Origin of the sequence: Janthinobacterium sp. SUN073 (assembly GCF_030397665.1) — a bacterium.
Taxonomy (GTDB): Bacteria; Pseudomonadota; Gammaproteobacteria; order Burkholderiales; family Burkholderiaceae_D; genus Janthinobacterium.
Genome location: NZ_JAPUBT010000004.1, coordinates 189,372 through 208,865 on the forward strand (window position 1 = coordinate 189,372; position 19,494 = coordinate 208,865).

A 19,494-nucleotide genomic window follows, 5' to 3' on the forward strand; every position below is an offset into this window, starting at 1 on the left:
CAATAATAAAAATATCTGGAGACACCATGTCATCCCCAACATTAAAAGTCGGCATCGTCGGCCTGGGCCGGCTGGGCCAGCGCCACGCCATCAACCTGGCGCAGCGCGTGCCGAATGCCGAAGTCGTGGCCGCCTGCAGCCCCGTGCCCGCTGAACTGGACTGGGCCGCAAGCCAGCTCGGCATCACCACCGGCTATGCGGATTACGACGCCTTGCTGGCCCATCCGGGCCTGGACGCCGTGTTTCTCGTCACGCCCACCTCGCTGCATGCGGACCAGATCATCGCCGCCCTGCGCGCCGGCAAGCATGTGTTTTGCGAAAAACCGCTGTCGCTGGACCTGGCCGACTGCCTGAAAGTGGAAGCGGAAGCGGCGCGCCACCCGCAGCTGACCATCATGATCGGTTTCGTGCGGCGTTTCGACGCCAGCTATCATGACGCGCAGCAAAAGATCGCCCAAGGTTTCATCGGCAAGCCGTATCTGGTGCGTTCGCAAACCTGTGACCAGAACGACCCCAGCGGCGCCTTCATGCGCTTCGCCCCCACCAGCGGCGGCATCTTCCTCGACTGCAGCGTGCACGACATCGACCTGGCGCGCTGGCTGCTGGGCAATCCTGTGCCCAAGCGCGTGTATGCGAGCGGCACCAACGCCATCCACACGGGCTTGCAGGCGTTCGGCGACGTCGACAACGGCCTGGCCACGGTCGAGTTTGCCGATGGCAGCATGGCCAGCTTCATGGCCTCGCGCACCATGGCGCATGGCCATGAAGCCCTGACGGAAGTGTTCGGCACGGGCGGCCGCCTGACCGTGGGCAGCAATCCGCGCCTGAACAGGGTGGAAATTTCGGATGCGCACGGCGTGCGCAATGAATGCACGCCGGACTTCTATGCCCGCTTCGCCGACGCCTTTTTGATCGAGGCGCAGGAATTCACGGACGCGGCGCTGGGCCGGCGCACTCTGTCACTGACCTTGCACGATGCGACGGAAGCGACGCGCATCGGCCTGGCCATGACGCAAGCGATGCGCGAGGCGCGGCCCGTCGAGTTTTAAGCCGAAGGCAGGGACTCAGGCAGCCGGTGCAGGAAATGGACGTCCGGGCTGTTTGGGTTCCACGGCCAGGCGCAAGCCCATGGCATCGAGGATGGCCGTCAAGGTGCTCAGTGAAGGATTGCCCTCGGGCGACAAGGTACGGTACAGCTGGGTAGGATTGAGCTTGGCCGCCTGCGCCACGGCGGGCACGCCGCCAAAGGCGCGCGTCAGCTGGCGCAGCACGGCCAGCAGTTCGCCGTGATCGCCATCGATGAGGATATGGTTGATCAATTCAAGGGCGAGATCGGGATCGTCGCGGTACAGCTCAGCCATCGCTTCGTCATGCGAGCGGTCTCGCGGTGCTTTACGGATATCCTCGCTCATGTTCTCTCTCATGTCCTCTCTCCTTCCAGTCGTGCCAGCAGGCACAGGCGTATTCGATATCTTTCGGCTGCGTGCGCTTGTCGCCGCCACACAATAATAAAATGATCTGCCCGTCAGCGATGGCGTAATACACGCGGTAACCAGGCCCCACGTCGATGCGCAATTCCCACACGCCGTCATGGCAAAACTTGTGATCGCCAAAATTTCCGGGAATCATACGCAGCACACGCCGGGCTATGGCCACCCTGGCCGTATTGTCGCGTTGGCGTTTCAGCCATTCCGTATATAAATCCCTGCCCGATGACGTCAGATAGTGCCGGATCTCGTACATCATATTCGTCCATAAACGAAGAAAGATCAAGGAAAAAATCGCGTGCATTCATAAAAAAGAAGACCATGCCATCTTGACGTCGAAATGCGCGGCGCAGCTGCCAAATGCAGGGATCGCTGATGCATATCAAGATGTGTTTCCTCAATTACTGCTGAGAAATGATGTGGCAGGTACATGCCTCACCCGCAGCCGATTGCGCTATACAATAAGCGCTGCTCAACCGTAAAAACCCCTGCCGCCATGACGAATAACGACAGCAACTTTCCTACCCTTGCCCACGTGGCCGAACGCTACGTCAAGCTGGTCCTGGCCATGGGCCAGCACGATGCTTCATATGTAGATGCCTATTACGGCCCGCCCGCGTGGCAACAGGAAGCGTCAGAACAGCAACAAGGTTTGAGCGATATCAAGGATGGCGCAAACGAGGCGCTGGCCCTGCTGGCTGATGACGCATCCTTGCGCGCCGTCAACCTGCGCAAGCAATTGCAAGCCGTACTGGCCAAGGCCGACATGCTGCAGGGAGCACGCCTCGATTTCGATACGCAAAGCGCACGCCTGTACGACGCCGTATCGCCCCATCACAGCCGCGCCTGGTACGAAGCACTGGTGGCGGAAATCGACGCCTTGCTGCCAGGCGAGGGCACAGTCAGCGACAGGGTCAACGCCTTGCGTGCGCAACTCGTCATTCCCGCCGACAAGCTGCGCGCCGTCATGGAGGCGGCCATCCGCGCGGGCCGCGAACGCACCCTGCAGTACATCGCCCTGCCCGAAGGCGAGGATTTCGTGCTGGAATTCGTCACCGACAAGCCGTGGAGCGGCTACAACTGGTACAAGGGCAACTACCAGAGTGTGATCCAGATCAATACGGACTTGCCCGTGTATATCGATCGCGCCGTCGACCTCGGTTGCCACGAGGCCTATCCGGGCCACCACGTCTACAACGTGCTGCTGGAACGCGACCTGGTGCGCGACAAAGGCTGGATGGAATACTGCATTTATCCGCTGTATTCGCCGCAATCGCTGATCGCCGAAGGCACGGCCAATTACGGCATCGAACTGAGTTTTACGGATGCGGAGCGGCTGGACTTCGAACAGCAAGTGCTGTACCCGCTGGCCGGCCTGGACCCGGCGCTGGCGCCCCGCTATGCGCAACTCAATGCGCTGCTGGCCAAACTCGGCTACGCCGACAACGACATCGCGCGCCAGTACCTCGAAGGCAGCATCACGCGCGAAGAAGCGCTGGAATGGCTGGTCAACGTGCGCCTGTATCCGGCCGAGAAATCGGCGCAGCGCCTGCAGTTCTACGATGCCATGGGTGCTTATGTCATCAATTACAACCTGGGCCAGGACATGGCGAAAGCCTATGTCGAACGCCAGGGCAGTACGCGCGCCGAGCACTGGGCCGCCTTCCGCGATTTGATGTCTTCGCCGCGCGTGCCCAGCGCGCTGCTGGCATGAGGCGCACACAGGAGAGTCGCATGCACACCACACACGCTGCCAGCGCGCTGCTGCTGGCCCTGTCCTTCAGCCATGCGGTGTGGGCCAAGGATGCCGCCGTCGCCACGGCACCGGCGCTGAGTGCGCGCCAGCAGGCGCTGATGGCCACCGTGGTGGGCAGCGCCGCCCATCCGCGCATCCTGCAAGTACGCCTCGATGAACTGCATCCGACCCAGCCCGCCATCGGCTACGACCAGGTGTACTACAAGCTGGGACGCTATGCGGCCGAAGAAAAGCACATCGCCGACATCGCCAGGCCGAAGAAATTCGCCGACCTGTGCGAGGCCAATGGCCAGGGCGACGTCTTGCCCGACACGGCCAATGTGCCTGGTGCCACCCTGGCCGCGCCACCGGCCGGCTACCGCTGCAAGGCGGCCGTGGGCAGCCGCCCGGACGACATGAAGAGCGTCGTCATCGGCCCGCGCGGCGTCGTGTACCTGACCGATGGCCACCACACGTTTTCCACCTTCTGGGACGCCGACGGCGGGCGCAATCATCAATTGAAAGTCTGGGTCAAGGTCAGCGACAATTTCAGCGCGCTGGGTGAAGCGGCGTTCTGGACGCGCATGCGCGCAGAAAACAAGGTGTGGCTGAAGAACGGCCGCAACCAGGCCATCACGCCGCAGCAACTGCCAGCCGCCATCGGCCTGGCATCGCTGGGCGACGACCCGTACCGCTCGCTCGTCTACTTTACGCGCGAGATCGGCTACAAGCCGCCCGCGCAGGCCACGGAATTTCTCGAGTTTTACTGGGCCGGCTGGCTGCGCGACAAACCGGCGCTGGACCTGGCGCGCATCGACCTGCTTGATCCCGCCGCGTATGCCGGCGTCATCCTGCAAGCGGCGCAGGCCATGGTGGCGCTGCGGCCTGATGACATCGTCAGCGGCGGCAAGCGCGCCGCAGACCTGGGCGCACTGGACAAGGTCGACCGCGAAACGCTGGACGAATTGACGCAGAACAAAGGCAAGCTGGGCTACGCCATCGCGTACAGGAAATCGCTGGCGCAATAAGCGCGGCGACGTAAACGACAACGGCCCGCCTGTCAGCTGACAGGCGGGCCGTTATCTATGGCAGGTGCCGCTTACGCGATGCGCTCGCCATTGGCCGGATCAAACAGGGCCGCTTTCGACAGGTTGAACGACAGCTGCATGGTCTGCCCCGGCAGCACGGCTTCGCGCGGGTGCGTGCGGCAAGTCACGGCCGCGCCGTTCAGGCGCGTCGTCAGCAGGGTATCGGGGCCGGTCGGCTCGACGAGGTCGATCAGACAACCGAGTTCCTGGCCCACATCGCCGTGCGCGCTGCTCATGTCCGTAATCTGTTCCGGGCGCACGCCCAGGACCACCTCGCGGCCCGCGTAGGCGCGCAGCTTGTCGGCGTCGAAAGGCAAGGCCAGGCGCATGCTCTTGCCCGCGTTCTCGATGGCGACAAACACCTCGCCGCCCTCGATGACAGGCTTGACGGTAATGAAATTCATCGATGGCGAGCCGATGAAACCGGCCACGAACAGATTTGCCGGATTGTCATAGATTTCCTGCGGCGTGCCCAGTTGCTGCACCACCCCATCCTTCATGACGGCGATCAGGTCGCCCATGGTCATCGCTTCGATCTGGTCATGCGTGACGTAGACGATGGTCGCTTTCAGGCGCTGGTGCAGCAGCTTGATCTCGGCGCGCATTTCCACGCGTAGCTTGGCGTCCAGGTTCGACAGCGGTTCGTCGAACAGGAACAGCGAAGGCTTGCGCGAAATGGCGCGGCCCATGGCCACGCGCTGGCGCTGGCCGCCCGACAGCTGCGCCGGACGGCGGTCCAGCAAGTGCGTGATCTGCAGGGTCTCGGCGACGCGGGCGACGATTTCTTCCTGCTCCGCCTTCGGCACCTTTTTCACATTCAGGCCAAACGCGATGTTTTCGCGCACCGTCATCGACGGGTACAGCGCGTAGGACTGGAACACCATGGCGATGTCGCGGTCCTTCGGCGGCAGGTCGTTGACGACCTTGCCGTCGATGAGGATTTCGCCGGACGTGACGCTTTCCAGGCCGGCCACCATATTGAGCAAGGTCGATTTGCCGGAGCCGGAGCCGCCGACGAGGATCAGGAACTGGCCATCCTTGATCTCGATGTCGATGCCTTTCAGGACTTCGACGCCATTCGTATACACCTTGCGGATACCGCGTATCGATAAACTGGACATATTATTTCCTTAACCTTTGACTGCGCCTGCGGTCAGACCGCGCACAAAATATCGGCCTGCGACCAGATAGACCAGCAGGGTAGGCAGCGCGGCAATCACCGCGGCCGCCATGTTGACGTTGTATTCCTTCACGCCCGTGGACGTGTTGACCAGATTGTTCAAGCCCACCGTGATCGGTTGCGAATCGCCGCTGGCGAAGACGATGCCGAACAGGAAGTCGTTCCAGATCTGCGTGAACTGCCAGATGATGCAGACGACGAAAATCGGACCCGAAATCGGCAGCACGATCTTGCGGAAGATCAGGAAGAAGCCGGCGCCGTCGATGCGCGCTGCCTTGATCAGTTCTTCCGGCACGCCGATGTAGTAGTTACGGAAGAACAGGGTCGTGAAGGCCGTGCCGTACACCACGTGCACGAAGACCAGGCCGGTGGTGGTATTGGCCAGGCCGAATTCGCCCAGCAAACGCGCCATCGGCAGGATCACGACCTGGAATGGAATGAAGCAGCCCACCAGCAAGGCGGCGAACAGCATTTCCGAACCACGGAAGCGCCAGTGCGCGAACACATAGCCGTTGAAGGCGCCCAGGAAGGTCGAGATCAGCACGGCGGGTATCACCATCTTGATCGAGTTCCAGAAGAACGGCTGCATGCCGTCGCAAGTGACGCCTGTGCAGGCCGAAGACCAGGCCTTGGACCAGGAATCGAACTGCCACACGTGCGGCAAGGCCAGCAGGTTGCCGCTGCGGATTTCGTCGAGCGACTTGAACGACGTCGACAGGGTCACGTACAGGGGCACGATGTAGTACACCGCGAACAGAATCAGCAGCAGGTACACCACCACCCGTCCCAGGGTGAGTTTGTTGTTACGTGTAGGAGTGTGTGTCATCTCATCGCCTTTGCGCTGCGCGTTTCCAGGTACATCAGCGGCACGAGCACGGCCACGATGGTGGCCAGCATCATCATTGCCGATGCCGAGCCCAGGCCCAGCTGGCCGCGGGTGAAGGAAAACTGGTACATGAAGATGGCCGGCACGGACGACGAGTTGCCAGGTCCGCCAGCCGTCAGTGCGATGACCAGGTCGAAGCTCTTGATGGCGATATGCGCCAGGATCAGCAGCACGCTGAAAAACACGGGACGCATGGCGGGAATCACGATGCGCCAGTAGATCGTCGGCAGCGATGCGCCATCGACTTGCGCCGCCTTGATGATTTCATCATCGATGCCGCGCAGGCCGGCCAGGAACAGCGCCATGACAAAGCCCGACGATTGCCACACGCCGGCGATCACCACCGTGTAGATGGCCATGTCGGAGTTCACCAGCCAGTCGAAGGTGAACGAGGTCCAGCCCCAGTCGTGCATGACCTTTTCCAGGCCCAGGCTGGGATTGAGCATCCATTTCCAGGCGGTGCCGGTGACGATGAAGGACAGCGCCATCGGATACAGGTAGATGGCGCGCAGCGCGCCTTCGGCGCGGATTTTCTGGTCCAGCAGGATCGCCAGGAACAGGCCGATGGCGATGCTGCAACCGATGAACAGGACACCGAAGATGCCGAGGTTCTTGAGCGAGGTCCACCAGCGCTCATTGTCGAACAGCTCGACGTATTGCACCAGGCCGGCGAACTCGTAGTTCGGCATCAGCCGCGATTCGGTCAGCGACAGCCAACCGGTCAAAAAGATAAAACCATAGACGAATAGCAGACTGGCGATGAGCGTGGGGCCCAGCACCATCTGCGGTATCCATCGGTCGAATTGCTTGCGTATGGACATAGGAGAGCCGTAGAGAGAACTGCGTGTGGCGCCGGCCTGGAGGAACGCCAGGGCGGGCGCCTGCGATGCATGCGATGCAGCGGGCGCCGGCGGGAGTGCCGGCGCCGGCGTGATTACTTCACCTTTGCCGCTTTGGCCAAGGCTGCAACCGCGTCTTTCGAGCTCATGTTGGTATTCATGAACTTGGCGATGACGTCGGTCACGGCGCCTTGCGTGGCCGATGGCAGCGCCATGCCGTGCGCGAACGATGGCACCAGGCCGCCGGTCTTGTTGGTGGCGTCCATGTCTTCCATCGATTTCAGGGCGCAAGCGTCAAACTTGTCCTTGGAAACGCCGGAACGCACGGGAATGGAACCCTTGTTCAGGTTGAAGATCGACTGGAACTTCGGATTCATGATGGCGTTGGCCAGGGCGATCTGCCCTTTCTTCGCATTCGCATCCTTTTGCGTGAACATGGCAAACGAATCGATGTTGAAGGTGTAGGCCTTGTCCGTGCCAGGCGCTGCCACGCACAGGTAATCCTTGCCCGGCACCTTGCCGGCAGCCGTGAACTCGCCCTTGGCCCAGTCGCCCATGAACTGGAAGCCGGCCTTGTTGTTGATGACCATGGCGGTGGCCAGGTTCCAGTCGCGGCCTGCCGCATCCTTGTCGATGTAGGTCTTCACCTTGCCCAGGGTGTCGAACACCTTGAGCATGGTCGGGCCGGTCAATTCCTTCTGGTCCAGCTTGAGGATGGCCTTTTTGTAGAATTCCGTGCCGCCCACGCCCAGCGCGACGGATTCAAACACGGTGGCGTCCTGCCAAGGCTGGCCACCGTGGGCGATCGCGATGCCGCCCGATTTCTTGATTTTCTCGGCCGCGTCGAAGAATGCATCCCAGGTGGTCGGGGTGGTGGCCACGCCGGCTTTTTTCAGCACTTCCGGATTGACCCACATCCAGTTGACGCGGTGGACGTTGACGGGAGCGGCAACGTAGTGGCCCTTGTATTTCATGATGTCGGCCACGACTTTCGGCAGCACGGCATCCCATTTGCCTGGAATGGCGGCATCATCGATATTGGCCAGCACGCCTTCCGCGCCCCACTCCTGGATCGATGGGCCCTTGATCTGGGCGGCCGTTGGCGGGTTGCCGGAAATGACGCGGGTTTTCAGAGCGGTCGCGGCGTTTTCGCCAGCGCCACCAGCCACGGCGAAGTCTTTCCAGCCGAAGCCGCTTTCCTTCACGATTTGCTGCAACTGGCCCACGGACTTCGCTTCGCCGCCGGAAGTCCAGTAGTGCAACACTTCCACGTCGGTCGCAAAGGCGCTGCCGGCAAATGCCAGGGTGGTCAGTGCGGCCAGTTGGGTAATCTTGAATTTCAGTTTCATCTCCACATTCCTTTTTTGATCAAGCTTTTAGGGGGCTTCGGCATACGGGGGCCGAAAAAGGTGAAATCTGCGCCTGTACCGGCGCTCTTGTGCTCAGACCCGCTTGCAAACGGGCATCATCTTCAGTGAAAAGACGGCGCCGTGATCCATGACATGCTTACATTGTATTTATATCACGGGACGGCGCCAAAAACGCATCCGCGAAGGATGCGCCAGGTTGATCTGCATTACAAACGTCAATACTGAACAAAACCGTTTGGTTCGGTGTTTAGAACCAGGTTTCCACTTGGAAACCATACGACGTGCCGCTGGTATTGTTGTTGTAGATCGGGCCGCCGTTGTTCGACGCATTGACCGACGCGGTGGCCGCATCGTTCCATTTGCCGTAGGTGACAAAAGCACGCAGTTCAGGACGCGACCACAGGCCTGGGCCGGCCGAGATCGTCGGCGCGATGGTCAGCTTGGTCAGGCGCTTGGCCGGCAGGCCGCCCGCTTGCGTCACGCGGTCCGTGCCCAGTTCGCCCACCAGCTTGAAGTTGTCGGTGAATGCGTACACAGGGCGCACGCCGACCGAGGTCCAGGTCGAGGAACCGTTGGCGTTCGACTCGTCTTTTTGCCACAGGGCGACGAATTCCATGCCGAAGTTAGCCATCGGCTGGATCGCCATGTCATTGAAGATGCGCGTGCGCTTGACGTCCGAACCCAAACCGGTGTCGCCCGACGCGCCGAATTGCGCGCCCTTGCCCGTGCCAGGACCGACGCCGTATTGCACGCCGAAGGTGTTGCCACCACCGAAGACTTTCGCTTGACGGTGGAATGCCGACAGCTGCCAGCCGTTATTGCGCTTGCCCAGGATGTCGTTGTCCTTGCCTTCGCCGATGATGTAGGTCGCGGCCAGGTCCAGGGTACCGTTTTCATTGACGGGAATCTCACCGTAGATGAAGTTCTGGCGCACGGCAGACTTGGTGCCCAGGTAGGCGTTCGGTACGCCGCTGCGCGTACCTTTGGCATCATCGTACTGGGTAACATCGTTGTCCTTGAAGAAGGCATACGAGAATTTACCGGGGCCCGCAGGAATGCGGTCCAGGCCTGCGCCCGTGCCGTTCATGTTGATGTACTGCAAGTCCAGCATGTGGATGTCAGGACGGTAGTAGAAGCGCTTACCGATCCAGGCCGTGCCGCCGTTGAGGAAATCGAGTCCCTGCGCTTCGACATAGGCCTTGACGATGCCCAGTTTATTGTCGCCGAAATCCGAGTTTGGCGCGTAGGCGTTGACCCAGATGGTGGCCAGGTAGTTCACGCCGCCGGACTTGGCGACGGACTTGGTGTAGCCGAATTCCGTGTAGGCGTCGCACTCATTGCCCAGACGGTACTTCATGGTATTGCCACCCAGGCCGAAGCAGCCTTGCGAACCGCCACCGCCCGAAGTATTGCTGCCGGCGCCGGCGCGCAGGTAACCGTGGAAGCCTTCGGAGTCGGATGGATACATTGGATCGGCGGCAGCGGAACCGCTGGCGATGGCTAAGACGATGGCAGCTGGCAGTGTCTTCAACACGGCCTTCAACATGGTGCGATGCAGCATGGTAAGTCTCCTCAGTAGTTATTTTTTATCTAGTCATTCGTGGCCGAATGTACTGGCCAGAATTCTTTCCAGCAGGGACATAGTAACTATACTACGAACAAATATCAACATATTATGTTGTAATCCTACGACTACTCTGCGACACTTTATTTGCGTACTGATGTGCGAGTTGACTGCCCTGTTTTTTTCCGCTGACGCCAGCGTTTCTGGCACTGTGGACAAGCATTTGCGCAGCTACCCTGCATTTTTCGGCACGCGGCACGTATACGAATTAAAATCCTTGGTTTTTGCCCATAACGACAGTGCGCCGCCACGACCGCGCACGCAAACGAGACTCAGCACCGCCATGAAAATTGATGAAAAAATGGAAGTAGCAGGCAGCGATCCGGCGGAGCGTTTCAGTGAAGGGCCGCGTTTGCTGGCCGACATCGGCGGCACCAATGCCCGCTTCGTGCTCGAAACGCGCCAGGGCCACCTGGAAGCGGTGGCCGTGCTGCCCTGCGACGACTACGCTTCGCTGCTCGACGCCATCACCGCGTATATGGATAGCAGCGAAGCGCGTGCCGCCGGTTCGGCGCGGGTGCGCCATGCGGCCATCGCCATCGCCAATCCCATCGACGACGACAATATCCGCATGATGAACCATCACTGGTTCTTCTCGATCGAAGCGATGCGTGCCGCGCTGGGCCTCGACACGCTGCTGGTGGTGAACGACTTCACGGCGCTGGCCATGGCCCTGCCCTATCTGCGGCCCGACCAGCGCCTGCAGATCGGTGGCGGCATGGCGCGTGCCGACAGCGTCATCGGCCTGCTCGGTTCCGGCACGGGCCTGGGCGTGTCGGGCATGATTCCCGCCGAAGACCGCTGGATCGCGCTGGGCAGCGAAGGGGGTCACGTCAGCTTCGCCCCCTGCGACCAGCGCGAGATGGACGTGCTGTCCTTCGCCTGGCGCGAACTGTCGCACGTCTCGGCCGAGCGCCTCGCCTCCGGGCGCGGACTGGAACTGATCTACCGCGCCCTGTCCGAGCGCGCAGGCAAACCCGATGCGCCGCCGCTGCTGGCGGCCGACATCACCAGCCGCGCCCTGAACAATGAATGCGACGTCTGCATCGAAGCGGTGGACTGCTTTTGCGCCATCCTCGGCTCCATCGCCGGCAACGTGGCCATGACGCTCGGTGCGCTGGGCGGCATCTATATAGGTGGGGGCATCGTGCCGCGCCTGGGTCCCCTGTTCGAACGGTCGCAATTTCGCGCCCGCTTCGAACAGAAGGGCCGCCTGAACGAGTACCTGGCGCAGATTCCCACCTTTCTGATCACGGCAGAACTGCCTACTTTTCTGGGCATCGCCGCCATCCTGGCGCAAAAGCTCAAGCGCGCCCATTCCGGCGCACCCGTACTCGAATCGGTGCGCCAGGCGCGCGGGCGCATGAGCCCATCGGAATGCAAGGTGGCAGACTGGGTGCTGAAGGAGCCGAACGCCATGCTCACCTTGCCGATCGCCGAAATCGCCCAGAGGGTAGGCGTGAGCCAGCCGACCGTGATGCGCTTTTGCCGCTCGATCGGCGTGCAGGGGCTGGCCGACTTCAAATTGAAGCTGGCGTCCGGCCTGACGGGCGGCGCCATCACGGTGGCGCACTGCCACGTGGAGATCTCGGACTCCGACGCGGAACTGGCGCGCAAGGTGCTGGGCAATAACGCCTCGGCCGCGCTGGCCCTGCGCGACATGCTCGACGTGAAGGCGCTGACGGCGGCCATCGAACTGCTGCGCGGCGCGCAGCGCGTGGAATTACTGGCCGTGGGCAGCGCCCGCGTGGTGGCCGACGACATGCAGCACAAGCTGCTCAACCTGGGTATCGTCAGCAGCTTCTTTGCCGATCCGCAGGCGCAGGAAATGAGCGCCGCCATGCTGAAACCAGGCGACGTGGCGCTGGTCATTTCGCGCTCGGGCGCCCTGCCCGAGCTGCTGCGCACCGTCAAGGTAGCGCAGGGCTGCGGCGCGCGCGTGCTGGCCATTACCGCCAGCGGCTCGCCGCTGGCCAAGCTGGCCGACGTGCTGCTGACCTTGAACCACCCGGAAGGCAACCTCAATTTCGTGCCGATGATCGTGCGCCTGCTGCAGCTGATGATGCTCGATATCCTGTCCGTGGGCCTGGCGCGGCGCGACACGGCGCAGCGCACCAGCGCCGCCGAACTGGAAGAGGGTCAATTGCACGGCATGCGCATCAGCGGCAAGCTGAAATTCGGTGGTCACCTCGAATAAGGCGGCGCACGCCGCCCCCGCCTCCTCCGACGCCGCCAGCGGTGCCACCGTGCATGACGTGGCGCGCGTGGCCGGCGTGTCGGCCATGACGGTGTCGCGCGTCATCAACGGCCGCGCCAGCGTCAGCGCGGCCACGCGCGACAAGGTCGAGGCGGCGATCGCCAGCCTGCACTACCAGCCCAACCTGGCGGCCAGGGCGGCCCGCACGGGCACCTTGCGCATCGGCCTCTTGTACAGCAATCCCAGCGCCGCCTTCCTCAGCGAATTTTTAGTTGGCGCCATGGATCAATGCCGCCAGGGCGGTGGCCAGCTGCTGCTCGAACGCTGCGAAGACCTGGATAGCCAGCGCGCCGGCATCGCCTGCCTGGTGGCGGCCGGCGTGGACGGCATCCTGGTGCCGCCGCCCCTGTGTGATTCGCCCGCAGTGCTGGCGCAGCTGAACCAGATGGGCATCCCCGCCATCGCCGTGGCCACGGCGCGCCCCTCGCCCGACGTGTCGGCCGTGCGCATCGACGACTACGAAGGCGCGCTGGCCATGACGCGCCACCTGCTCGCCCTGGGCCACCGCGACATCGGCTTCATCGAAGGCGATCCGGCGCACACGCCCGCCCTGCTGCGGCGCCAGGCTTTCGAGGACGCCATGCGCGAAGCGGGCTTGCAGGTGCCGCCGCACAGGGTGGCGCAAGGCTACTTTACGTATCGCTCGGGCCTGGACGCGGCACGCCAGTTGCTGGCGCAAACACCACGCCCCAGCGCCATCTTCGCCAGCAACGACGACATGGCCGCCGCCACCCTCGCCGTGGCGCACGGCATGGGCTTGCAGGTGCCTGCCGAATTGAGCGTGTGCGGCTTCGACGACACGCCCGTCGCCACCACCGTCTGGCCCGAGCTGACCACCATCCACCAGCCCATCGCCGACATGGCGCGCGCCGCCGTCAGCCTCGTCATCGACGAGATACGCCAGCGCCGCGCGGGAGAACCGGCACCCGCCACGCATCGCCTGATGGAATTTACCCTGGTCGAGCGGGCATCGTCGGGTGTGTATGCGCCGCTGGCGGCAAAGGGATAGCGCAGACCTTGACGCTGCCAGAACAGGCGAGGCCCTACAGCGCCTCGGTCAAGGCAGGGCTGCCGATCGAGGTGACGGCATAACCGTTGCGGCCAGCGCTTTTTGCCTGGTACAGCGCCGTATCGGCCGCCGTCAACAATGTCCCTGCCGTCGTATCACCCTGGGCGCCGAACGCCAAGCCGACACTGGTGGTGACATGCAGACCGATACCGCCGCAATCAAAGTGCACGACCATCTCTTGCACGATTTTCTTGCCCAGTATCGCGAGCTCGGACTGATCCCTCAGTTGTTCAAAAATGATCACAAACTCGTCGCCGGCAAGGCGCGCCACCGTGTCCGATGCCCGGACGCAAGCTTTGAGCCGTTTGGCAAATTCAATCAACACCAGGTCGCCGATGCCATGCCCATAGGTGTCATTTATTTTTTTAAAATAATCGATATCCAGATAGGCCAGCGCCAGGCCCGTGCCAGCGCGCCGCGCGCGCGTCAATGCCGCGGCCAGCGCCTCGTCAAACATGCGCCTGTTGTGCAGGCCGGTCAGCATGTCAGTGCGCGCCAGAACAGCGAGGTTGCTCTCCGCAGCTTCCCTCTGCAGCGACAGCGCATAGAATGCACGGCTCAGTTTCCCGAACTCGTCTTTGCGGGCGATATCAAACACCGCAATATCGGCATGGCCGGAGCGTATGTTCGCCACATGCCGGCCCAGATCGCCCAAGGGACGCAAGAGCAGCATCACCGCCAGCCAGCCGGCACAACTTGCCAGCAAGGCGACACCTGACGAAGCAATGATGACTTGGGCATAAATATCGGTGATCGGCGTGAAGGCCTCGCTTTCAGGGTAGACGGCACCGATGATCCAATCGGCCGCATGCAAATGCTTGTAGGTGATAATGGCCTGCACGCCCGGCTTGGTTTTACCCTGCATCCAGCCGTCAAAACCACGCAATGCTGCCAAGGTGGAAGGCATTGCGCCGCCCGTTTCATCATCCACCCGCTTCAGGACGCGCGCCGGGTCCGGATGGTGGAGTATCGTGCCGTCGTCGGTCAACATGAACAGATAACCACTCTTGCCCGGCTTGAGCTGCTCCCACTGGCCAAAAAATGTCGGGCTTTGCAAATTGATACCGCCGGCGATCATATACAACAATTTGCCGGCTTCGTCATAGATCGGTTCGGTTACCAGCACAATGGGCTTGCCCGACAGCTGGCTCTTGAATGGACGCGATATCACGCCTTCCCTGAGTCTCACGGTATCGATAAAATATTCACGCGCGGCGAAATTGAGCGTGCCGACCACGCGCCGGTCATTCATGCTGGCAATTAATTTTCCCGTAGCATCAAAGGCGACGAGATTGAAAAATTCCTCGCGCAGGCTTGGATGCTTTTCAATAAATGCCTGCATCCGCTGCGGATGTTCAACCACCTCCGCGGGTAGCCCTTCCGCCAGCACCCTGAGCAGTGCTTTCTTCGCATTCAAGTCGTCGTCGATATATGCCGCCGCACTGGTCAGCAAGGCATATTGCTGATTGCCGATGACGGAGACCATCTGCCCTTGCGCGACAGACAGCGATGTGAGCGCAACAGAACCCGTCGCGCACAGCACCAGCACGCCCACGAGCACCGTCATCTTGAATTTGAAACTCCTGGGATTGAAAAACTTCCAGATCTTATGCATGCGGCCTTCCTTCTCAGCGCCCATGCTCTGTACAGCACACAGATCCGGCCAGATGGCGCCATGCGTGGCACTGGGAGGAATGGCATATTTTTCAGCGAATGACCTGGAGCCTGGCCCCGCAGATGAATACCGTTCCCGGGACAGGCTCTTGACATGGAGAGAAAGCAAATCTTACGCCTATTCTTGCAAGCAGGGCGCCCTGGCGCCGCTGAATACGCACACTTTACCCACATCATCCCAATATAGTGCGCTCCAGCAACGATTCCACCAATTGCACCGACGGCGGGGCGCCACCGGCCGCCAGGCAGGCACCCGCCCCCGCCGCGACGGCAAAGCGCAAGTGCTGGCCGCCATCGGCATCGGGCCGGTACATCAGGCTGTACAGCAAGCCGCCGATGCTGGCGTCGCCCGCCCCCACCGAATCGACCACTTCGATGACGGGTGGCGCCGCCTGCCATGTCTGCTCGCCCCGGTACAGGGCCGCGCCCTGCGCGCCGCGCGTATACAAATACGTGGCGTGCGGATTCCAGCCGCGCAGCACGGCAAACGCGCCATCGATGTCATCGTGGCGGAACAGGCCCGCCAGGTCTTCGTCCGACACTTTGACCACGTCGGCCAGCTCCGTCATGCGGCGCAGGGTGGCGTCATAGCGTTCATCCATCATGATGCGGAAATTCGGATCGTAGCTGATCTTCACGCCAGCCGCCTTGAGTTCCTGCGCCAGCGCCACGAGCTTGCCGGCCAGCGGTTCGCGCGCCAGGCTGATGCCGCCGAAATGCACCCATTGCGCGCCCTGCATCCAGCCGGCAGGCAGCTGCGCCGCGTCGAAATGCAGGTCGGCGCTGTCGTCGCCGATGAAGTAATACGTGGGCGGATGCAGTTCATGCACGATGGCCAGCAGCGGCGACTTCGCACGGCGCTGCAAGAAACGCATGTCCAGGCCCGCCACGTCGCTCGCTTGCGCCAGCGCGTCGCCGAAGACGTCGAGGCTGACGGCACCGGCAAAGGCGCTGGGCACGCCCAGGCGCGCCATCACGCGCGCCACGTTCCAGGTCGAGCCGCCCACCTGGCTGCTCCAGGCGTCCGCGCCCGTGCGCAGCATGTCCGTCAGCGCTTCGCCGGCCGACACAAAGCGTGGGAAATTGGCGGCGTTCATGCGGCACCTTTGAGCACGTTCAGCACGTTCAGCACTTCATAGCAGGCGCCCATGGTGTGGTAATCGACCTTGCCGGCCGGGCTTTTCTCGTTGCTGATTTTTTGATTCTCGGGCGTCAAAATGCGGTACCAGGCGCCGTGTTCGTGGTCGACGAAATGCGTCCAGCTGTAATCCCAGATCTTGTCGTAGCTTTGCCAGTAGGCGTCGTCGCCCGTGCGCGCGGCCAGCACGGCAGCGGCGGCGAAGCTTTCCGCCTGCACCCAGAAATATTTGTCGCCATCGCAGATTTCATCGTGCGGGCCGAAACCGTAATGGATGCCGCCATGCGCGCCATCCCAGGCCTTGGCCAGCGCCGTGTCGTACAGGGCGCGCGCGCGCGGCAACAGCCAGTCGGACGGGCCGGCCATGAATTTTGAATGGCGCTCCATGATCAGCAGCAGCTTGGCCCATTCCGTGAAGTGGCCGGGCTGGTAGCCCCATGGACGGAAGATATTGCTCTTGTCGTGCAGGTTGTAATCCCAGTCGATAGCCCAGTCAGGCTTGTAGTGCTCCCAGATCATGCCGTTCGCCAGACCCGCCTGGCGCACCGTGATGTTGTGCGCCAGGGTTTCAGCGCGGTGCAGATAGCGCGCTTCGCCCGTCGCCTCGAACGCGGCCAACATGGCTTCGCAGGCATGCATATTGGCGTTCTGGCCACGGTAGCCGTCCAGCGTCGCCCAGTCGGCGCTGGCCACGTCCGCATACAGGCCATGTTCGGGCAGCCAGAAGCGCTGCTCCATCAATTCGAAGGTCTCATCCAGATACGCGCGCGCTTCCTGCATCCCCGCCTGCAAGGCGTGCGCATACGCCAACAGCACGAAGGCCAAGCCATAGCAGTGGTTGGCGCCGTCTTCCACCGTCTTGACGCCATCTTTCCACGACAATTGCCAGGCATAGCCGCCCGTGGCCGGGTCGCGGTGCACGTCGCGCAAGAAGGCCACGCCGTGGCGCAGGGCCGCCTGGTAATCGTCATCGCCGAAATGGCGGTAAGCCATGGCGTAATTGAAGATGAAGCGCGTGCTGCTGACCAGGTGGCGCGTGCTGGCGTCGTACACCGTGCCGTCGTCGAGGAAGAAGTGATAAAAGCCGCCGCTCGCATCGATGGCGCGCGGGTGATAAAAGTGCATCGTGTGCAGGATGTGATTTTCAAGCATCTGCCTGGAGCGGAAGTCGGGATTCATGGGTCTCTCATGATATTGTTATCGATAACAATGATAATAGCATGCCGCCTTCACTCCGTCATGCCCTCTCAAGGAGTCTTGGCCAGCCTGAGCTTTTCGCGCCACAGTGCCGCCTGGGCAGGGTCGGCCGCCTGTTCCAGTTCGCCTTTGTCGTACACCTTGACCAGCCGTTCCATGGCTTCCAGGTCGCCCTGCTTCGCCGCCAGCAGATACAGCGCGAAGGGTTTGGGCGCCGGCCCTTGCCTGGTCGGTCCGCCACGGCCCTGCTCCAGCAGCCGCGCAAAACCCGTCTGGCCGGGTGGGCTTTTGGCGATGGCCGCCATTTCATACCAGCCCAGGGCACCCTCGTCGCTCTGCGGCACGCCCTGCCCCACCTCATAAGAGTACGCGACATTGTTCAAACCGGGCGGATCGAGCGCCTTGGCCGCCCGCATGTACCAGCCGAACGCTTCCTTGCGCTGCGCCTCGTCCTGCGCCGTCATCATCAGTCGGTAGCCGATTTCATTGTAGGCGGGGATGAAGCCATTCTCGGCATAGAACTTCAGCCAGTGCAGCGCATGCGCCTGTTCTTCCTGGCTACTGTGAATGTTTTCAAAGTGCATGGCCAGCGTAAAGTTGGCCAGTTCCACGCCTTGCGCGGCGCCCTTGCGCGACCAGTATTCGCCCAGCTTGCGGTCGATTGCCATGCCCTGGCCCAGCGTGTAGGCCACGGCCAGGAAAGCCTGGGCCGGGCCATAGCCGCCTTCGGCCGATTTCCGCATCCACGCCAGGCCGGCGTCGACGTCGCGCGGCGTGCCCTCGCCGTCGTGCAGCATCTGCGCCAGGTCCAGCTGGGCGATGGTGTCGCCCCCTTCCGCCGCGCGGCGGATCTTCTCGAAGGAGGCGACCTTGTCTGGCGACAGGTCGGCCGGGCGGTTGATCACGGCCTGCACCCTCGCGCGCATGGCGTCGAGACCGGACATGTCGAATTCGGCCAGCGCCGGATGCTGGTGCGGCGCTGGCAGGGACACTGGCTGCGCCAGCACGCTCTGCGCCAGCGCCAGGCTAAATACAAACAGGATGGTCTTCATTACTTTTCTTTCTCGGCCAGTTTCGCGCGCCACTCGGCGACGTCTTCGGCATTCACCACTTGTCCCAATTCGCCCTTGGCATACACGTCGAGCATGCGCCGCATGGCGGGCAAGTCGCCGCCCCATGCGGCCCGCTCGTACCAGACCAGGGCCAGCTTGTCCGACTGTGTCACGCCCAGGCCCAGCTCGTGCGCGCGGGCCAGGTTGCGCATGCCGGCCGGCTCCTTTTCACGCGCCGATCGGTAAAACCAGTGGAAGGCATCGCCGCGATCCTGTTCATCGACGGCTGCGCGCATCAGGTGCTCACCGAGCGCATTATAGGCGGGCACAAAGTGCTGCTCGTTCGCCGCCGCCTTCAGCCAGCTGATGGCCAGCGCCTGCTCTTCGGCACTGCTGTCGCCATCGATGAATTCCAGCGCCAGGATGGTCTGCGCCAGTGCATCTCCCTGCGCCACGCCCTTGCGCAACCAGTATTCTCCCTGCACGCGATCGATGGGCACCTTGCCGCCCACCGTGTAGGCCAGCCCCATGGCCGATTGCGCCGGCGCATAGCCGCCTTCGGCCGACTTGCGCACCCAGGCCATCGACTGCACCGTGCTTTGCGGCGCGCCGACGCCCAGCTGCAGCATGCGCGCCAATTCCAGCTGCGCCTCCACGTCGCCGCCTTCGGCCGCACGCCGGGTCTCGGCAAATGCGGCGATGCTTTCCGGGCTATGGCTGGCCACATTCGCCCTGGCCTCGATGGCGATCAGCTGCAGATCGAGCAAGGTGGGCGAGGTGGGCGAGGTCTGGGCGAGGACGGGCAGCGCCAGCGGCAGCAGCAGCGCCGCCAGCGAAAGGGATTTATGCATGGCAAACACAGGCGGGTAACAAAACGCACATGGTACTGGAGTCAAGC

Annotated in this window: 17 protein-coding genes; 5 read left to right on the forward strand and 12 right to left on the reverse strand. The window is 62.4% G+C overall.

Annotated features, from left to right (window positions below):
- Nucleotides 1–26 precede the first annotated feature (26 nt).
- Nucleotides 27–1,049, forward strand: a complete 1,023-nt coding sequence (locus O0882_RS13715; protein WP_289948776.1) for a Gfo/Idh/MocA family oxidoreductase — start codon at nucleotides 27–29, stop codon at nucleotides 1,047–1,049.
- 15 nt (nucleotides 1,050–1,064) lie between these two features.
- Here O0882_RS13715 and O0882_RS13720 read toward each other — a convergent pair whose 3' ends face one another.
- A complete protein-coding gene (locus O0882_RS13720; protein WP_219891491.1) occupies nucleotides 1,065–1,361 on the reverse strand; it encodes an addiction module antidote protein in 297 nt (98 codons plus the stop codon).
- Between the two features lie 31 nt (nucleotides 1,362–1,392).
- Nucleotides 1,393–1,743 carry a type II toxin-antitoxin system RelE/ParE family toxin gene (locus tag O0882_RS13725; RefSeq protein ID WP_289949202.1) on the reverse strand — a complete coding sequence of 117 codons (351 nt, stop codon included), beginning with the start codon at nucleotides 1,741–1,743 and terminating at the stop codon, nucleotides 1,393–1,395.
- 240 nt (nucleotides 1,744–1,983) lie between these two features.
- Between O0882_RS13725 and O0882_RS13730 the strand changes: the two genes are divergently transcribed.
- Together O0882_RS13730 and O0882_RS13735 are read left to right on the forward strand one after the other, a co-directional pair.
- Nucleotides 1,984–3,201, forward strand: coding sequence for a hypothetical protein (locus tag O0882_RS13730; protein ID WP_289948778.1), 1,218 nt, complete (start codon nucleotides 1,984–1,986; stop codon nucleotides 3,199–3,201).
- Nucleotides 3,202–3,221: 20 nt separating this feature from the next.
- On the forward strand, nucleotides 3,222–4,250 hold the full coding sequence (locus O0882_RS13735; protein WP_289948781.1) for a ParB/Srx family N-terminal domain-containing protein: 1,029 nt from the start codon (nucleotides 3,222–3,224) through the stop codon (nucleotides 4,248–4,250).
- A gap of 71 nt (nucleotides 4,251–4,321) precedes the next feature.
- Here O0882_RS13735 and ugpC read toward each other — a convergent pair whose 3' ends face one another.
- The 5 genes from ugpC to O0882_RS13760 all read right to left on the reverse strand — a co-directional run bounded on the left by ugpC (nucleotide 4,322) and on the right by O0882_RS13760 (nucleotide 10,146).
- Nucleotides 4,322–5,431, reverse strand: coding sequence for a sn-glycerol-3-phosphate ABC transporter ATP-binding protein UgpC (gene ugpC / locus O0882_RS13740; protein WP_289948783.1), 1,110 nt, complete (start codon nucleotides 5,429–5,431; stop codon nucleotides 4,322–4,324).
- Nucleotides 5,432–5,440: 9 nt separating this feature from the next.
- Entirely contained in the window at nucleotides 5,441–6,316 is an 876-nt protein-coding gene (locus O0882_RS13745) for a carbohydrate ABC transporter permease (RefSeq protein ID WP_289948784.1), read from the reverse strand.
- Nucleotides 6,313–7,197, reverse strand: a complete 885-nt coding sequence (locus tag O0882_RS13750; protein WP_071077887.1) for a sugar ABC transporter permease — start codon at nucleotides 7,195–7,197, stop codon at nucleotides 6,313–6,315. Before O0882_RS13750 ends, O0882_RS13745 begins: the two co-directional genes overlap by 4 nt.
- Nucleotides 7,198–7,310: 113 nt before the next feature.
- Nucleotides 7,311–8,564: an ABC transporter substrate-binding protein gene (locus tag O0882_RS13755; RefSeq protein WP_035817882.1), complete on the reverse strand. Its 1,254-nt coding sequence runs from the start codon at nucleotides 8,562–8,564 to the stop codon at nucleotides 7,311–7,313.
- 268 nt (nucleotides 8,565–8,832) lie between these two features.
- Nucleotides 8,833–10,146: a carbohydrate porin gene (locus O0882_RS13760; RefSeq protein WP_289948789.1), complete on the reverse strand. Its 1,314-nt coding sequence runs from the start codon at nucleotides 10,144–10,146 to the stop codon at nucleotides 8,833–8,835.
- Nucleotides 10,147–10,492: 346 nt separating this feature from the next.
- On the opposite strand from O0882_RS13760, the gene O0882_RS13765 reads away from it, so the two are divergent.
- Both O0882_RS13765 and O0882_RS13770 read left to right on the forward strand, forming a co-directional pair.
- Nucleotides 10,493–12,406 carry a glucokinase gene (locus tag O0882_RS13765; RefSeq protein ID WP_289948791.1) on the forward strand — a complete coding sequence of 638 codons (1,914 nt, stop codon included), beginning with the start codon at nucleotides 10,493–10,495 and terminating at the stop codon, nucleotides 12,404–12,406.
- On the forward strand, nucleotides 12,390–13,475 hold the full coding sequence (locus O0882_RS13770) for a LacI family DNA-binding transcriptional regulator (protein WP_289948793.1): 1,086 nt from the start codon (nucleotides 12,390–12,392) through the stop codon (nucleotides 13,473–13,475). The genes O0882_RS13765 and O0882_RS13770 overlap by 17 nt, the downstream gene beginning before the upstream one ends.
- A 34-nt stretch (nucleotides 13,476–13,509) precedes the next feature.
- On the opposite strand, the gene O0882_RS13775 is transcribed toward O0882_RS13770, so the two are convergent.
- The 5 genes from O0882_RS13775 to O0882_RS13795 all read right to left on the reverse strand — a co-directional run bounded on the left by O0882_RS13775 (nucleotide 13,510) and on the right by O0882_RS13795 (nucleotide 19,447).
- Entirely contained in the window at nucleotides 13,510–15,150 is a 1,641-nt protein-coding gene (locus O0882_RS13775) for a diguanylate cyclase (RefSeq protein ID WP_289948794.1), read from the reverse strand.
- 232 nt (nucleotides 15,151–15,382) lie between these two features.
- A complete protein-coding gene (locus O0882_RS13780; RefSeq protein ID WP_289948795.1) occupies nucleotides 15,383–16,306 on the reverse strand; it encodes a carbohydrate kinase in 924 nt (307 codons plus the stop codon).
- Entirely contained in the window at nucleotides 16,303–17,526 is a 1,224-nt protein-coding gene (locus O0882_RS13785) for an AGE family epimerase/isomerase (RefSeq protein ID WP_289948796.1), read from the reverse strand. Before O0882_RS13785 ends, O0882_RS13780 begins: the two co-directional genes overlap by 4 nt.
- 68 nt (nucleotides 17,527–17,594) lie before the next feature.
- Entirely contained in the window at nucleotides 17,595–18,596 is a 1,002-nt protein-coding gene (locus O0882_RS13790) for a tetratricopeptide repeat protein (RefSeq protein ID WP_289948798.1), read from the reverse strand.
- Nucleotides 18,596–19,447 (reverse strand): tetratricopeptide repeat protein, encoded by an 852-nt coding sequence (locus tag O0882_RS13795; RefSeq protein ID WP_289948801.1) that lies wholly within the window; start codon nucleotides 19,445–19,447, stop codon nucleotides 18,596–18,598. Before O0882_RS13795 ends, O0882_RS13790 begins: the two co-directional genes overlap by 1 nt.
- Nucleotides 19,448–19,494 lie beyond the last annotated feature (47 nt).

What these genes read in the sequence shown, in the direction of transcription:
- O0882_RS13735 (WP_289948781.1), top strand. Translation starts at nt 3,222, where the DNA reads ATGCACACCACACACGCTGCCAGCGCGCTGCTGCTGGCCCTGTCCTTC.
- O0882_RS13715 (WP_289948776.1), top strand. Translation starts at nt 27, where the DNA reads ATGTCATCCCCAACATTAAAAGTCGGCATCGTCGGCCTGGGCCGGCTG.
- O0882_RS13775 (WP_289948794.1), bottom strand. Translation starts at nt 15,150, where the DNA reads ATGCATAAGATCTGGAAGTTTTTCAATCCCAGGAGTTTCAAATTCAAG.
- O0882_RS13760 (WP_289948789.1), bottom strand. Translation starts at nt 10,146, where the DNA reads ATGCTGCATCGCACCATGTTGAAGGCCGTGTTGAAGACACTGCCAGCT.
- O0882_RS13745 (WP_289948784.1), bottom strand. Translation starts at nt 6,316, where the DNA reads ATGACACACACTCCTACACGTAACAACAAACTCACCCTGGGACGGGTG.
- O0882_RS13795 (WP_289948801.1), bottom strand. Translation starts at nt 19,447, where the DNA reads ATGCATAAATCCCTTTCGCTGGCGGCGCTGCTGCTGCCGCTGGCGCTG.
- O0882_RS13730 (WP_289948778.1), top strand. Translation starts at nt 1,984, where the DNA reads ATGACGAATAACGACAGCAACTTTCCTACCCTTGCCCACGTGGCCGAA.
- O0882_RS13790 (WP_289948798.1), bottom strand. Translation starts at nt 18,596, where the DNA reads ATGAAGACCATCCTGTTTGTATTTAGCCTGGCGCTGGCGCAGAGCGTG.
- O0882_RS13785 (WP_289948796.1), bottom strand. Translation starts at nt 17,526, where the DNA reads ATGAATCCCGACTTCCGCTCCAGGCAGATGCTTGAAAATCACATCCTG.
- O0882_RS13765 (WP_289948791.1), top strand. Translation starts at nt 10,493, where the DNA reads ATGAAAATTGATGAAAAAATGGAAGTAGCAGGCAGCGATCCGGCGGAG.
- O0882_RS13755 (WP_035817882.1), bottom strand. Translation starts at nt 8,564, where the DNA reads ATGAAACTGAAATTCAAGATTACCCAACTGGCCGCACTGACCACCCTG.
- O0882_RS13750 (WP_071077887.1), bottom strand. Translation starts at nt 7,197, where the DNA reads ATGTCCATACGCAAGCAATTCGACCGATGGATACCGCAGATGGTGCTG.
- O0882_RS13780 (WP_289948795.1), bottom strand. Translation starts at nt 16,306, where the DNA reads ATGAACGCCGCCAATTTCCCACGCTTTGTGTCGGCCGGCGAAGCGCTG.
- ugpC (WP_289948783.1), bottom strand. Translation starts at nt 5,431, where the DNA reads ATGTCCAGTTTATCGATACGCGGTATCCGCAAGGTGTATACGAATGGC.
- O0882_RS13720 (WP_219891491.1), bottom strand. Translation starts at nt 1,361, where the DNA reads ATGGCTGAGCTGTACCGCGACGATCCCGATCTCGCCCTTGAATTGATC.
- O0882_RS13725 (WP_289949202.1), bottom strand. Translation starts at nt 1,743, where the DNA reads ATGTACGAGATCCGGCACTATCTGACGTCATCGGGCAGGGATTTATAT.